The 13,452-nt window shown below is 72.0% G+C and carries 15 protein-coding genes; 11 read left to right on the plus strand and 4 right to left on the minus strand.

The genetic code is table 11. The features are described 5' to 3' along the window. Positions 1-56 precede the first annotated feature (56 nt). The 3 genes from ACWC5C_RS24935 (at position 57) to ACWC5C_RS24945 (ending at position 1,058) form a co-directional block, all read left to right on the plus strand. Positions 57-332 carry a hypothetical protein gene (locus tag ACWC5C_RS24935; protein WP_385447090.1) on the plus strand — a complete coding sequence of 92 codons (276 nt, stop codon included), beginning with the start codon at positions 57-59 and terminating at the stop codon, positions 330-332. Positions 333-447: 115 nt separating this feature from the next. Beyond that, positions 448-810, plus strand: coding sequence for a WhiB family transcriptional regulator (locus ACWC5C_RS24940; RefSeq protein WP_385447092.1), 363 nt, complete (start codon positions 448-450; stop codon positions 808-810). Beyond that, complete coding sequence (locus ACWC5C_RS24945) at positions 807-1,058, plus strand: hypothetical protein (protein WP_450878672.1); 252 nt, start codon at positions 807-809, stop codon at positions 1,056-1,058. The genes ACWC5C_RS24940 and ACWC5C_RS24945 overlap by 4 nt, the downstream gene beginning before the upstream one ends. A gap of 64 nt (positions 1,059-1,122) precedes the next feature. On the opposite strand, the gene ACWC5C_RS24950 is transcribed toward ACWC5C_RS24945, so the two are convergent. Both ACWC5C_RS24950 and ACWC5C_RS24955 read right to left on the minus strand, forming a co-directional pair. Continuing rightward, positions 1,123-2,580, minus strand: coding sequence for an ABC1 kinase family protein (locus tag ACWC5C_RS24950; RefSeq protein WP_450878674.1), 1,458 nt, complete (start codon positions 2,578-2,580; stop codon positions 1,123-1,125). A 74-nt stretch (positions 2,581-2,654) separates the two neighbouring features. Continuing rightward, on the minus strand, positions 2,655-3,797 hold the full coding sequence (locus ACWC5C_RS24955; RefSeq protein WP_450878676.1) for a ThiF family adenylyltransferase: 1,143 nt from the start codon (positions 3,795-3,797) through the stop codon (positions 2,655-2,657). Between the two features lie 272 nt (positions 3,798-4,069). Here ACWC5C_RS24955 and ACWC5C_RS24960 point away from each other — a divergent pair, with 272 nt between their 5' ends. From ACWC5C_RS24960 to ACWC5C_RS24975, 4 genes are all read left to right on the plus strand, one after another. Further along, positions 4,070-4,672 (plus strand): M48 metallopeptidase family protein, encoded by a 603-nt coding sequence (locus ACWC5C_RS24960; RefSeq protein WP_385447100.1) that lies wholly within the window; start codon positions 4,070-4,072, stop codon positions 4,670-4,672. Between the two features lie 99 nt (positions 4,673-4,771). Next, entirely contained in the window at positions 4,772-6,478 is a 1,707-nt protein-coding gene (locus ACWC5C_RS24965) for a TerD family protein (RefSeq protein ID WP_450878678.1), read from the plus strand. Between the two features lie 11 nt (positions 6,479-6,489). Beyond that, entirely contained in the window at positions 6,490-7,173 is a 684-nt protein-coding gene (locus ACWC5C_RS24970) for an AIM24 family protein (protein ID WP_358626116.1), read from the plus strand. A gap of 14 nt (positions 7,174-7,187) precedes the next feature. Next, positions 7,188-7,946: an AIM24 family protein gene (locus ACWC5C_RS24975; protein WP_450878680.1), complete on the plus strand. Its 759-nt coding sequence runs from the start codon at positions 7,188-7,190 to the stop codon at positions 7,944-7,946. Positions 7,947-7,998: 52 nt separating this feature from the next. Here ACWC5C_RS24975 and ACWC5C_RS24980 read toward each other — a convergent pair whose 3' ends face one another. Together ACWC5C_RS24980 and ACWC5C_RS24985 are read right to left on the minus strand one after the other, a co-directional pair. Then, positions 7,999-8,526: an NUDIX hydrolase gene (locus tag ACWC5C_RS24980; RefSeq protein WP_450878682.1), complete on the minus strand. Its 528-nt coding sequence runs from the start codon at positions 8,524-8,526 to the stop codon at positions 7,999-8,001. Next, the gene (locus ACWC5C_RS24985; protein WP_450878684.1) at positions 8,523-10,007 is read right to left on the minus strand and encodes a zinc-dependent metalloprotease; all 1,485 of its coding nucleotides are present in this window, start codon (positions 10,005-10,007) and stop codon (positions 8,523-8,525) included. Before ACWC5C_RS24985 ends, ACWC5C_RS24980 begins: the two co-directional genes overlap by 4 nt. A 191-nt stretch (positions 10,008-10,198) precedes the next feature. Between ACWC5C_RS24985 and ACWC5C_RS24990 the strand changes: the two genes are divergently transcribed. From ACWC5C_RS24990 to ACWC5C_RS25005, 4 genes are all read left to right on the plus strand, one after another. Then, the gene (locus ACWC5C_RS24990) at positions 10,199-11,308 is read left to right on the plus strand and encodes an SDR family oxidoreductase (RefSeq protein ID WP_450878686.1); all 1,110 of its coding nucleotides are present in this window, start codon (positions 10,199-10,201) and stop codon (positions 11,306-11,308) included. 46 nt (positions 11,309-11,354) lie between these two features. Then, positions 11,355-11,813, plus strand: a complete 459-nt coding sequence (locus ACWC5C_RS24995; protein ID WP_450878688.1) for a molybdenum cofactor biosynthesis protein MoaE — start codon at positions 11,355-11,357, stop codon at positions 11,811-11,813. Positions 11,814-11,989: 176 nt separating this feature from the next. Continuing rightward, positions 11,990-12,169, plus strand: a complete 180-nt coding sequence (locus ACWC5C_RS25000) for a hypothetical protein (RefSeq protein ID WP_450878690.1) — start codon at positions 11,990-11,992, stop codon at positions 12,167-12,169. A 65-nt stretch (positions 12,170-12,234) separates the two neighbouring features. Continuing rightward, entirely contained in the window at positions 12,235-13,326 is a 1,092-nt protein-coding gene (locus ACWC5C_RS25005) for a YlbL family protein (RefSeq protein WP_450878692.1), read from the plus strand. Positions 13,327-13,452: the final 126 nt, after the last annotated feature.

Here is a 13,452-nt window from a genome sequence, read left to right on the forward strand (position 1 = left end):
TAAGTCCGGACCGGTTCGCACTGGTCCCCTGAGACGCCGAGAGGAGGCGGAGACCAATGATCAGCTTCATCGAGACCATCAAAATGACCGATCGCTCGGTCCTCGCCACCTGCCCGCTCGGCTCCTCGCTTCCCGGCACCGGTATGTCCGGCGCCAATGAAGCGCGTCTCAGCGAGCGCAGCGAGCGACCGACCGAGGCACCTGCGGTAGCGGCAGCGGCACGGGCATTCGCCTATGCCCTGGCGGCCAATGGTGCCGGAACCCGGACGACGCAGCAGCACCACAAGACGTGGGCCCTCCGCAGGCTCGAACCCTGGAGTTATCCAGCCTGATTCAGGATCAGGTCGGCACCTTCCAGGGCCGCGGAACCCACACCGGGATCCGCGGTCCTTTTGATTTGCCAGAGCCCGGCCACGAGCCGGACCGACAGACGAGGAACACACCACCGTGCAACTCAACGCACACGCCCCGTCCGCAAAGACCGACCTGAACCGACCGCCTGACTCCTCGGAGGACCCCTTGACCCCCCTCACCGCCCTCACCGAGCTCGATGACGCCATCGAGAACCTGGGCGAAGCCGTACCGTGCCGCTCCTACGACCCGGAGGTCTTCTTCGCCGAGTCTCCGGCCGACGTCGAGTACGCCAAGTCGCTGTGTCAGACCTGTCCGCTGCGCGAGGCCTGCCTCGCCGGGGCCAAAGACCGCCGTGAGCCCTGGGGCGTCTGGGGCGGCGAGCTGTTCGTCCAGGGGGTCGTAGTGGCCCGCAAGCGGCCGCGTGGCCGCCCGCGCAAGAACCCGGTCGCGGCATGAGCACCCCCGGCACCATTGATCGCCCAGCGACGCACGACCCCATGAAGCAGGTCCAGACGATGACCACACCGGTCTCCGACACCCCGACACGCCATCACTCCAGCGCGCCCGAGTCGCGCCAGAACAGGACCCGAGAAATGCAACTCATCCCAGAAGCCCTGGCGCGTGCGCATATGCGCCTGCAGCGCCGTGCGGAGCGGGCCTCGCTCCGCGCCCGGAGGGCGCTGGCCACCGCCGTCATGTCCTGACGCGGCGAGGCTTCGAGACGAAGGGCCGGTCCGACGCGGACCGGCCCTTCCGCCGTCCCGGCCGTCAGGCCGAGGTCTCCGCGCCCTTGCTCGCCCCGGCGGCCGCTTCGGCTTCGTCGGCCGCTTCGCCTGTGTCGCCTTCGTCGCCTTCGTCGGGCTCGTCGCCTTCCTCGGGCTCGGCGGGCTCGGCGGCGAAGCCGGTTACCCAGGCCTCCAGTTCATCGCGCAGCCGCACTGTGGCACCCAGCTGGCACAGCACTCCGATCGTGCTCAGGGTCACCCGGTGGATCAGCAGATAGGCGGGCGGCAGATTGAGCTGGTTGCCCAGCTCGTAGACGGCTGAACCGCGGTCGGCCATCCGCGCCGCCTGGCCGCGTATCCACTGCCTCTCGAAGTGGAACGCGTCGACCTGGGCCGGTTCCAGCATCGGCAGCAGGAACTCCAGCAGCGCGTCCGGGTCCAGCTCGATCGTCGGCTTGACGAATCCCTCTCCCCGCATCAGGTCGTAGACCCCCGCGGCGTCGCCCTCCAGCGCCATCCGCAGCGCGATGCCGATGGGCTCGGGAAGCCCTCCGGGGAGCCGGTCCACCGAACCGAAGTCCAGGACGCCCAGCTTCCACTCCTCCGGCGGCCCGTCCGGGGCGTGCTCGGTGAGCAGCCGGAAGTTACCGGGGTGCGGATCGGCGTGCAGCAGGCCGGTGCGGGACGCTCCCGAGAACAGGAAGCGGGCCAGCAGCTGACCGGCCCGGTCGCGCTGCTCGGGCTCGCCCTCGGCGATCACCTCGGAGAGCGGTATGCCCTCCATCCACTCGGTGATCAGCACCTGATCGCTCTGGTGCACCACCTCGGGCACCACGATCTCCGTGTCCTCGGCGTACTCCACCGCATGGGCGCGCTGGGACTCCGCCTCCAGCTCGTAGTCCAGCTCCTCGGCCACCCGGTCGCGCAACTCCGCGATCAGCGGCTTGATGTCCATGCCGGGCACCAGCGGCCCCAGCACCCGGGCGAACCGGCTCAGCTGGCTGAGGTCGGACAGCAGCGCCTCGCCCGCCCCCGGGTACTGCACCTTGACCGCGACCTGCCGCCCGTCGTGCCAGACCGCCCGGTGCACCTGCCCGATCGAGGCGGCCGCCGCCGGTTTGTCCTCGAACTCCAGGAACAGCTCCCGCCACTCCGGGCCGAGCCGCTCCTCCAGCGCCGCGTGGACCGTGCCGCTGGGCATGGGCGGCGCTGCCTCCTGGAGCTTGGTGAGAGCCGCCCGGTAGGGCTTGGCGATCTCCTCGGGCAGCGCCGATTCGAAGACCGACATCGCTTGCCCGAGCTTCATCGCCCCGCCCTTGAGCTCGCCGAGGACCTTGAACATCTGCTCGGCGGTGCGCGTCTGCATCTCACGCGCGACGATCTCCGCCGGTCGTCCTCCTATCCGCTTCCCCAGCCCCCAGGTGGCGCGCCCCGCGAATCCCAGGGGCAGCGCCGCCAGTTTGGCGGTGCGGGTGATCGCCTTGCGCGGCAGATCGGACATGCGCCCTCCAACTACAGCTGAGCCATCCCGGGAGCAGCCTCCCGGACCCCCGTCGCCCACTCCGCGGACGTCGGTCACCCGCACATTGTGGCGTGCGGTCTCTCCGCGGCCGAGGCGTATACCGCATCATCCCGCTCGGCCGCTCCGCACTCGCATCCGGGATGCGCATCGATCCGTTCGGCCTGCCAGGAGAGGGCGGGCAGCACCAGCTCCCAGCGGGCCGCCGCGCCTCCGGGCAGTCCGCCGTCGAGGAAGGCCAGCGCCCGGGAGGCGGTGAGCCCGGCCACCACCGTGGCCAGCGCCGTGTCACAGGCGGGCGCCGCACCACGGCGGCCGGACCGCCACTGGGCCAGCATGCGCGGCCACACCGGCTCCCGCTCGGCGCGCGCCCGGGCGGCGCAGCCCGCACAGGGGGTGAGGCCCGGCAGGACCAGGGGTCCCACCACCCCGGTGTTCTCGATCACTCCCGTGTACACATGGGGTGTGCCGGAGGCGAGCAGCGGCTCGGCCGTCGCCGGATCCGGTGCGTACGCCGCGAGACCGTCGCGCGGGGCGATCACCACCAGGGCCAGCCCCGGCTCCCCGCCGGATGGGGGATCCCCGGCCCGTGGGCGAGGCCGCGGGCCCGGTGCCGCCCGGCGCACCAGCCTGCGGGCGGCCGCCTCCCGCCGCTCTCCGATCTGCTCGGCCGACAGCCCGCCGGGTGTCACGTCCCACGGCTCGACACAGCCGCCGTCCACCACATCGACCTGCCCGACCCCGGAGGAGGAGAGCACCGCGGCGACCGCCGCCCCGACCCGGCCCGCGCCGCGCACCTGCACCCGCGTCGCCCGCCGGGCGGCGAGCAGCCGCGCCGCCGCCCCCGGCTCCGGACGCAGCACCGACAGCGCCGCCGCGTCCGGCCGCAGCCGGTCGAGGGCCGCACCGGGGACGCTCGCCGTGGCCCCCGCCGCGCCGCCGGGTCTCGTATCGTCCAGCAGCCCGGCCGCCGTCAGCCGGTCCAGCAGTGCGTCGGCCCGCCCCTCCGGCAGCCCCAGGGCCTGGGCCTCCTCCCGCAGCAGGGGCAGCCCGCGGGTGCCGTCGAGCAGCTCCAGAAAGCTGCCCGTCGCCGTATCCAGCGGGCCCACCACCACCGCGTGCGCCCGGGCCACCCCGAACTGCACCGTGTCCCGGCTCCGCCAGCCGCGCCGCAGCGCGGGCTTCAGCATGGGATGCATCGCCGTCCCCCTTCGTCGATGTACCGGACGATGTGCCGCCCGACATGCCGCCCGGCGAGCCGCACCACGTGCCGGGCGATGTGCCGCACCCGCCGATGCCGCATCGCCTCGTCGAACGGTTCTCAGCATGCGCCCCGCCGCCCACCCGCCGCCGAAAGTTATCCACAGGCTGTGTTGATAGTCGTACAAGCCGTGCACGCCGAGGGGTGGTTCGCCCCGCAACCGCGTGCGAGGGCAGGACTTCCCCGGCTGCCAGCGGGTAACGTCGGGGCGTGCCCGCCGATCCTTCACCGCGCACCGCCCCGAGTCCGCCGAGCCCGCCGAGCCCGAAAAACCGAGGCTCGGGCACCAGCGCGGTCGAGGTCCGCCGCAGTTCGCGCCGGCGCAGGACCGTCTCCGCGTACCGCGAGGGCGACCGCACCATCGTCCTCATCCCCGCCCGGATGTCCGAGGCGGAGGAGCAGCGCTGGGTCGGCGTGATGCTGGACAAGCTCGCGGCGCAGGAGAGCAAGCGCATGCTGGGCGACACGGAGCTGGCGGCGCGCGCCGAGTGGCTGTCCGAGCAGTATCTGGGCGGCCGGGCCCGGCCCGCCTCGGTCCGCTGGGTCACCAACCAGAACACCCGCTGGGGGTCGTGCACCCCGGCCGAGGGCAGCATCCGGCTCTCGCACCGGCTCAAGGGCATGCCGGAGTACGTGGTGGACTACGTCCTCGTCCATGAGCTGGCCCATCTGCTGGTGCCCGGTCACGGCCCCCGCTTCTGGGAGCTGCTGGAGGCGTACCCGCGCACCGAGCGCGCCCGGGGCTATCTGGAGGGCGTGGTGGCCGCCGGGCGACTGCCGCATCTGCCGGGCGCCGGTACGGAACCGGGCTGAGGAACCACACCGCCCTCCCCAGCGTCGTTTTTTGTCAGCGGCAGCGACTAGCCTGGCGCAAAAGCATTCATCGTTCGGGATGGGGGACGGTCGTTACGTATGGCCAGGGAATTCCAGCGCGGCCACAAGGCCAAGATCAGCGACCTGACGGCCGGGAGGGATCTGTACGTCGGCGTGCAGATCGCGGGACCGGGGCTGAGCTTCGACATCAGCTGCTTCGGCCTCGACGCGGATGAACGGCTCTCGGACGACCGCTACTTCATCTTCTTCAATCAGCCCAAATCGCCCGAAGAAGCGATACAGCAGCTCGGAGCGCAGGCGGGTGACACCGAGTCGTTCCGGGTCACGCTCGACAGCATTCCGCCGTCCGTCCAGAAGCTCTCCTTCACCGCGACCATCGACGGCGCGGGCCAGATGTCGCAGGTCGGCCCCGGTTACATCCGGATCGTCGCGGGCGGCGAGGAGGTGGCCCGGTACGCGTTCACCGGCGCGGAGTTCAGCACCGAGCGCGCGGTGATGCTGGGCGACTTCTACCTGAAGGACGTCTGGCGCTTCGCCGCCGTCGGTCAGGGCTTCGACGGCGGACTCGACGCGCTGCTCAAGAACTTCGGCGGCGAGGTCGCCGAGGAGGAGCCCGCGCCCGCGCCGGAGCCCGCGCAGGGCGCCGCGCCCGGTTTCGCGCCGCCCGGCCAGGCGGCTCCCGCCCCGGGCTTCGCGGCCCCGGCGGCGCCAGCGCCCGCACCGGCCCCCGCCGCCCCGCCCGCAGCGCAACCGCCGCAGCCCGCCCCCGCCCCCTCCTTCGGCGCACCCCAGGGCACCCCGCCCCAGGGCACGCCGCAGCCCCCGGCCCCGCAGCCCGCGCCGGGGTCGCCGCAGGTGCACGCGGCGCCGACGCTCGCCGCGCCGGTCGTGCCGCCGGGTCAGGCACCGCCTCCCGGCCCGCCCGGCCAGGTGCCCCCGCCTCCCGGTCCGCCCGGGCAGTACCCCGGCCAGCAGCCGCAGTTCGGCCAGCAGCCTCCCGGGCAGCCGTACCCCGGCCATCAGCCGCCCGGCCAGCCCGCCCCGTACGGTCAGCCCGCCCCGTACGGTCAGCCCCCGGGCGGGACCGTGCCCCAGGGCATGGCCGCGCCGCAGGGCGGCGGCGCCCCCGGTGTGCAGGCCGCGCTCGCGCAGTACCGCGAGTCGGCCACCGGCCAGCGCTGGACGCCGCAGAACCCGCGCATGATGCGGGTCGACCTCGGCGTCGACGGTCAGCCGGTGCTCGCCCGCCAGGGCAGCATGGTGCTCTATCAGGGGAAGGTCGACTTCAGCTACAAGGGCGCGGGTGCCCGCAGCCGGATCGTCGGCAACGCGACCGGCCAGGAGATGCAGCTGATGCGCTGCAGCGGCCAGGGCCAGGTCTTCCTCGCGGAGAACGCCGCCGAGCTGCACCCGATCGAGCTGCAGGGCGACGCGATCTGCGTCTCCGCCGAGAACGTGCTCGCCTTCGACGAGTCGCTGCAGCACGAGGTCCGCCGTATCGAGGGCCACGGCATCCCCGGCGGCGCGCTGTTCACCATGCAGTTCCAGGGCACCGGCACCGTCATCGTGAAGACCCAGGGCACCCCCGTGGTGCTCCCCGTCACCCCGACGACCTTCGCCGACAGCAACGCCATCGTGGCCTGGTCCGCCGGTGCGCAGGTGATTATTTCCAGCCAGGTGCGGCTGCGCCGCAGCGCCTACCCCGGCCACAGCGGGGAGACCGTGAACCTCCAGTTCCGCGGTGCGCCCGGCAACTTCATCGTCGTCCAGCCCTACGAGGTCTGAAGGAGCCCGTCATGGACCAGCAAATGATCTCGGGCTTCGCAGCCACCCCGGTCGCGGCCCGCATGGAGAACCACGGCAGCAGCATGCTCAAGGTCGCCATGCAGAGCGGCCAGGACCTCTTCGCCCGCACCGGTTCGATGGTGGCGTACGAGGGCTTCGTGCAGTACGAGCCGAACCCGCCCGCGGTGCGCCAGATGGCGTCCCAGTGGCTGACCGGCGAGGGCGCGCCGCTCATGCGGTGCAGCGGTGACGGGCTGCTCTACCTCGCCGATTACGGGGCGAACGTCGTCTGCATCAATCTCAACGGCGACGCGCTCTCCGTCAACGGCACCAATCTGCTCGCCTTCGACGCCCACCTCCAGTGGGGCGTCGAACGCGTCAAGGGCATCGCCAAGTTCGCCGGGCAGGGCCTGTTCAACGTGGGCGTCTCCGGCACCGGATGGGTCGCGCTGACCTCCCGTGGCACCCCGATCGTCGTCGACTGCGGCCGCGGCGAGGACGAGACCTATGTGGATCCGGACGCGCTCGTCGCCTGGTCCAGCGGTCTCAAGGTGAAGGGCAAGCGCAGCTTCAAGGCGTCGTCCCTGATCGGCCGGGGCAGCGGCGAGGCGTACCAGCTCGGCTTCTCCGGGCAGGGCTTCGTCGTCGTACAGCCCAGCGAGGACAGCACCGACCGGCTCCGGGCCCGGGGCTGAGGGGGAGAAGGACAATGCAGAGCCCGCTTTTCGCTTTCACCGAGGCCCAGACCGAGGAACGTTACGCGCTGCAGAACCGCAAGATGCTGCGGGTCGCGCTCACCGGCCATGAGGACGTGCTCGCCCGTAAGGGCAGCATGGTCGCCTACCAGGGGCTGATCGAGTTCGACGGCGAGTACCAGACCCCCGGGCAGCAGCGTGCCCGCGCCCGCACCGGCGAGGGCCTGGACCTGATGCGCTGCTCGGGTCAGGGCACGGTCTACCTCGCCAACCTCGCCCAGCACGTCCATGTGGTGGACGTGGACCACGACGGCCTCACGGTCGACAGCGCGTACGTCCTGGCGCTCGACTCGACGCTGCACTACGAGTCGATCGCGGTGGACAGCCAGTTCGGCATCACCGGCTCCGGCAAGTACAACCTCAACATCTCCGGCCGGGGCAAGGTCGCGCTCATGACCTCGGGCAAGCCGCTGATGCTCCAGGTGACCCCGGACAAGTACGTCAACGCCGACGCGGACGCGATCGTCGCGTGGTCCAGCTCGCTGCGCGTCCAGATGCAGGCGCAGACGCATTCCTCGGGGGTGTGGCGCCGCCGCGGCAGCACCGGGGAGGGCTGGGAGCTGAGCTTCCTCGGCCAGGGCTACGCCCTCGTCCAGCCCAGCGAGCTGCTGCCGCCGCAGAACGCGACGATCGGCGGCGGCGCGGCCGCCCAATTCGGCATGGGCCAGCAGGGGGCCCGCGGGCAGAACCAGGGCAACATCTTCAGCAACTGACGGCCGTCAGGCGGTCACCGACGACGCCACCCGGTCCGTGCCCGCGCGCTCCTCAGACCAGCGCGCGGGTACGGGCCACCAGGTGGCGCACCGACGCGTCGGCCACGTCCGCCACCTCGTCGTACCCGAACCAGCGGAGGTCCAGCGACTCGTCGCTGATCGCCGCCACCGCGTCCGGCGGGGCCACCGCCGCGTACTGCACGTCCAGATGCCAGGCGCACGGGGTGTGATGCCGGTCGAGCCGCACCGGCCCGCCCGGCAGCAGGGTCAGCCCCGCGATGCCCGACTCCTCGGTGGCCTCCCGCAGCGCCGCGTCCGCCAGGGTGGCGTCCCCCGGCTCGCAGTGGCCGCCCATCTGGAGCCACATCCGCAGCTTGCGGTGGAGCGTGAGCAGGACGCGCTCCCGGGGCGGGTCGATCACCAGCGCGCTCGCCGTGAGATGCCCGTCGCCGCACGCCTTCCACATGCCGTCGGGGTACGCGGCCAGATGGTCGCCGTACGCCCGCCGCAGCCGCTCCTGGTCGGCGTCGGGCGCGGGCCACTGCTCAAGGACCCGCGCCGCTTCCTTATGGAGGCTCACTTCTCGCCGTCGCCCCGCTCGTCCTTACCGCCACCGTCGTCAGAACGGTTCTCGGAGCGGTTCTCGGAACGGCCCTCGGAGCGGTCGTCCGAGCCCTTCGTACGGTCCTGGTCGCCCGCCGCCTCGCCGAGCATCTTGTCCAGCTCGGAGAAGTCCAGCTGTTCGCGGTGGACGAAGCCGTCCGGGTCGTCGAGGTCTTCGGCCGTCGGCAGCATGTCCGGGTGCTCCCACAGCCCGTCGCGCCCGTCCACGCCGCGCGCGTCGGTGAGCGACGCCCACAGCCGCGAGGCGTCCCGCAGCCGGCGCGGACGCAGCTCCAGGCCGATCAGGGTGGCGAAGGTCTGCTCGGCGGGTCCGCCGCTCGCCCGGCGGCGCCGCAGCGTCTCGCGCAGGGCGTCCGCGGACGGCAGATGGGGCTTGGCGGCGGCGTGCACCACGGCGTCCACCCAGCCCTCGACCAGCGCGAGGGCCGTCTCGAGACGGGCCAGCGCGGCCTTCTGCTCCGGGGTGTCCTCCGGCTGGAACATGCCCTGCTGCAGCGCTTCCTGCAGCTGCTCGGGGTGGGTCGGGTCGAGCTGGCCGACCGCGTCCTCCAGCTTCGCCGTGTCCACCTTGATGCCCCGGGCGTACCCCTCGACGGCACCGAACAGATGCGAGCGCAGCCACGGCACATGCGAGAACAGCCGCTGGTGGGCGGCCTCCCGCAGGGCCAGATACAGCCGCACCTCGTCCTTGGGGACGCCGAGGCCGGAGCCGAGCGCCGCGATGTTGACCGGCAGCAGCGCGGCCTTGCCCGCCGGGCCCAGCGGGAGCCCGATGTCGGTCGAGCCGACCACCTCACCGGCCAGCACGCCCAGCGCCTGCCCGATCTGGGTGCCGAACATGGCGCCACCCATCGAACGCATCATCCCGAGCAGCGGGCCCGCCATGGCCTGCATCTCCTCGGGCAGGACGTCGCCCATGGCGGCGCCGACCCGCTCGGCGACCGGGTCGACCAGGTCCTTCCACACCGGCAGCGTCGCCTCGACCCACTCGGCGCGGCTCCACGCCACGGCGGTGCCCGAGCCCGAGGGCAGCGAGGTGACCCCGTCCAGCCACAGGTCCGCCAGGCGGACGGCCTCCTGGACCGCGGCGCGGTCGGCGGGGCCGACGCTCTCGTCCTTGGTGCCGTCGGCGGTGCCGCGCGCGACGGTCTGCCGCGCGATGTCCTTGGCCATCTCCCAGTTCACCGGGCCGCCCTCGTACGAGAGCATCTGCCCGAGCTGCTGGAAGGCGGCGCCCAGGTCGTTCGGGTTCAGCGAACCGAACATCGCGGCGAACGGATTGTCCGCGCCGCCCGCGCCCGCCGGGCCGCCCACCCCGCCGAACCCGAAGGGATTCGCGGGGCCCTGCTCATCGCCCTGGCCGCCCTTCTTCTTACCGTCGTCGCCGTCCTCCGGCTCCTCCGGCGGAAGGCCGAATCCGAATGGGGTGTCACTCACGGGGTTCCTCGGCTCGTTGGGCCACCGGCCACTAACCGGCGGCGGATGCCCGACATCACCACCCAGCCTAGACACCTCGCCGGTTTACGGGCTCAGTGCTTCGCTGATCGCCGCGCTGCGGCAGGATGGGCGTTACCTGGTACGTACGTGTGCACGCGCTGCGTACTGAAGACAACCGCTGGAGACGCCCGGTGAGTTCCCCAGACCGAGAAGTTCGCGCTGCGCGAAACGATACGGCCCGTACCGCACGACGACCCGTCGTGGCGGTCACCGGTGCCGCCTCGGGCCCCGGCGCCCTGCTCACGCAGCGGCTCGCGGAGTCCGAAGAGATCAAACAGGTGCTGGCCCTCGACGAGCGGCGCGGCGAGGTGACCGAGGCGCAGTGGCATGTGCTGGACGTGCGCGATCCGGCCATCGCCGAGAAGCTGCGCGGCGCCGACGTCGTCGTGCATCTCGCCGTCGACCTGGACCTGGAGACCGACCCCGCCGCGCGCACCGCCTACAACGTGCGCGGCACCCAGACCGTGCTGACCGCGGCCGCCGCCGCCGGAGTGCACCGGGTGGTGCTGTGCACCTCCGCGATGGTCTACGGCGCGCTCCCCGACAATGACGTCCCGCTCGCCGAGGACGCGGAGCTGCGGGCCACCGCCGAGGCCACCGGCGTCGGCGACCTGCTGGAGATCGAGCGGCTGGGGGAGCGCGCGCCCCGGGCGCACCCGGGGCTGAATGTGACCATCGTGCGTCCCGCCGTCCTGGTCGGCGGCACGGACACCGCGCTCACCCGCTACTTCGAGTCGCCCCGGCTGCTGGTGGTCGCCGGATCCCGTCCCACCTGGCAGTTCTGCCATATGGAAGACCTGGTCAGCGCGCTGGAGTACGCCGCGCTGGAGAAGGTCGAGGGGGAGCTGGCGGTCGGCTGTGACGGCTGGCTGGAGCAGGACGAGGTGGAGGAGCTGTCCGGAATCCGGCGCATGGAGCTGCCGTCTGCGGTCGCCCTCGGCGCCGCCTCCCGGCTGCACCGGCTGGGCCTGACGCCGTCCCCGGCCGGGGACCTCGCGTACACGATGCACCCCTGGGCGGTCAGCGGCAGCCGACTGCACGCGGCGGGCTGGCGGCCCCAGTGGACCAATGAGGAGGTGCTGGCCGAGCTGCTGGACGAGGTCTCCGGGCGGCATACGGTCGCCGGGCGGCGGCTGGGCCGCAAGGACGCCACCACGCTGGGCGCCGCGGGCGCGACCGTCGCCCTGGTGGGCACCGCCGCGATCGTGCGCCGCGCCCGCAAGGCGCGCCGCCGTGGCTAGCCGCCGCGGCTGAGGGATGCCCAGGGGATACGGCACGATGGACGACATGGCACATACGTACGATCACCCCGGTGAGGGCGCGGCAGCCGACCCCATCCGGCTGCTCGCGGTCCGCGAGACCCCGCTGTCGGTGGACGAGGTGTTCGGGGCGGTCGGCGACGCCGCGGCGGGCGGTACGGCGCTCTTCGTGGGCACCGTCCGTAATCACGACGGGGGCGCGGACGTGGGCGCCCTCGGCTACTCCGCCCATCCGAGCGCCGAGGCCGAGCTGCGGCGGGTGGCCGAGAAGGTCGCGGCCGACTTCCCGGTGCGCGCGCTGGCCGCCGTCCACCGGGTCGGCGATCTGGTGGTGGGCGATCTGGCCGTCGTCGTGGCGGTCTCGTGCCCGCACCGCGCGGAGGCCTTCGCCGCCTGCCGCCGCCTGATCGACGACCTGAAGAGCGAGGTCCCGATCTGGAAGCACCAGACATTCGCCGACGGTTCCGAGGAATGGGTGGGGATCTAGAGGGCACGCGATACGGACAGCGTCCGGTGGGGCGGGATAACGGTTACGCCATGGAGTCCACTCGGAATGGTGTACTCCACTTGCGTAACTCCCACCCTGCCGCGAGCGTTGACCTCGCAGAGGGTTAATCTGCTCATCTGTCAGTCGCGGTGCTTAAAAGGGGTCGGGAGGCCGCTATGGGAGCGCTTCTCTGGTTGCTCATTCCCGTTCTCGCGGCGATAGCCGCGACGCTCTATGCCGGTTGGGCCGCGCGCAACAACCGCAAGAACGTCGGGGACGTCGAGGAACTGGCCGGATATGCGCGGTTCCGTGAGGCCATGGAACGCGGGCCTTCCAAAACGGACGCGGCCGCCTGACGTCCGGCCCCTCGTACGGACGGCCCCGGGAGTGGACTGACGGACCCGTCCCGTACTGTCGTTCCATGCCACGCCGCACCGCGACGATGCTCGCCTCCCTCCTGATGCTGATCGCGCTGCTGTGCGCCGGTGTGCTGATTCCGGTGCCGTACGCGGAGATGTCGCCGGGGCCGACCTACAACACGCTGGGCGAACACAACGGCGAGTGCGTGCTGCAGATCTCGGACCACAAAGGCTGTGAGACCGCCGGGGGCCACCTCAATATGACGACGGTCCGGGTCACCGGATCCGAGTACCGGATGAACCTCGTGGAGGCCGTTTACGGCTGGCTCTCCCACGACAATGTGGTGGTGCCGCACGACACCCTCTACCCGGACGACAAGACTCCGGACGAGGTGAATCAGCAGAACGCCGAGGAATTCAGCCAATCTCAGGAGAGCGCCAAGGTCGCGGCGCTCCGGGCGCTGAACCGGAAGGTCACCTCCCAGGTGATCGTGGGCGCCGTCGTGAAGGGCAGCCCGTCCCAGGGCAAGCTGCACGCGGGCGATGTGATCAAGTCGGTGGACGGCACCGAGGTGCGCGAGCCCGGCGACGTCGCCAAGCTGGTCACCAAGCACAAGCCCGGCGAGCGGGTGTCCTTCTCGATCGTCCCGGCCAAGGAGGCCGCGGCGGCGGAGAAGAGCGGCAAGAAGCCGACCGGGCAGAAGCTGATCTCGATCACGACCAAGAAGGCCACGGGCGGCCGGGCCATCGTCGGCATCCAGGCCGGGATCGACTACACCTTCCCGTTCAAGATCGACATCAAGCTGGCCGATGTGGGCGGGCCGAGCGCCGGGCTGATGTTCGCCCTCGGCATCGTGGACCGGGTGTCCAAGGAGGGCGACCTGACCGGCGGGAAGTTCATCGCGGGCACCGGCACCATCGACGACAAGGGCGTCGTGGGCCCGATCGGCGGGATCGAGATGAAGACGATCGGCGCCCGCGAGGCCGGGGCCCGCTTCTTCCTCACGCCCAAGGAGAACTGCGCGACGGCGGCCCGGGACGTGCCGGACGGCCTGCGGCTGGTGAAGGTGCACACCATCGACGACGCGCTGAAGGCCCTCAAGAAGATCCGCTCGGGAGACACCGCGGACCTGCCGCGGTGCGCCGCGAGCTGAGCTGTTCCCGCTTACGGACTTACGAACTTACGAAGACGACGCGCGAGGCGGCCGCCGGACACCAGGTCCGGCGCGGGGCGACCGCGCCCGTGGCGAAGGCGGCCAGCAGCTGGGTGGTGATGCGCG

The sequence above is a fragment of the Streptomyces sp. NPDC001700 genome, assembly GCF_053596435.1.

What these genes read in the sequence shown, in the direction of transcription:
- ACWC5C_RS24935 (WP_385447090.1), top strand. Translation starts at nt 57, where the DNA reads ATGATCAGCTTCATCGAGACCATCAAAATGACCGATCGCTCGGTCCTC.
- ACWC5C_RS24945 (WP_450878672.1), top strand. Translation starts at nt 807, where the DNA reads ATGAGCACCCCCGGCACCATTGATCGCCCAGCGACGCACGACCCCATG.
- ACWC5C_RS24950 (WP_450878674.1), bottom strand. Translation starts at nt 2,580, where the DNA reads ATGTCCGATCTGCCGCGCAAGGCGATCACCCGCACCGCCAAACTGGCG.
- ACWC5C_RS24955 (WP_450878676.1), bottom strand. Translation starts at nt 3,797, where the DNA reads ATGCATCCCATGCTGAAGCCCGCGCTGCGGCGCGGCTGGCGGAGCCGG.
- ACWC5C_RS24965 (WP_450878678.1), top strand. Translation starts at nt 4,772, where the DNA reads ATGGCCAGGGAATTCCAGCGCGGCCACAAGGCCAAGATCAGCGACCTG.
- ACWC5C_RS24970 (WP_358626116.1), top strand. Translation starts at nt 6,490, where the DNA reads ATGGACCAGCAAATGATCTCGGGCTTCGCAGCCACCCCGGTCGCGGCC.
- ACWC5C_RS24975 (WP_450878680.1), top strand. Translation starts at nt 7,188, where the DNA reads ATGCAGAGCCCGCTTTTCGCTTTCACCGAGGCCCAGACCGAGGAACGT.
- ACWC5C_RS24995 (WP_450878688.1), top strand. Translation starts at nt 11,355, where the DNA reads ATGGCACATACGTACGATCACCCCGGTGAGGGCGCGGCAGCCGACCCC.
- ACWC5C_RS25000 (WP_450878690.1), top strand. Translation starts at nt 11,990, where the DNA reads ATGGGAGCGCTTCTCTGGTTGCTCATTCCCGTTCTCGCGGCGATAGCC.
- ACWC5C_RS25005 (WP_450878692.1), top strand. Translation starts at nt 12,235, where the DNA reads ATGCCACGCCGCACCGCGACGATGCTCGCCTCCCTCCTGATGCTGATC.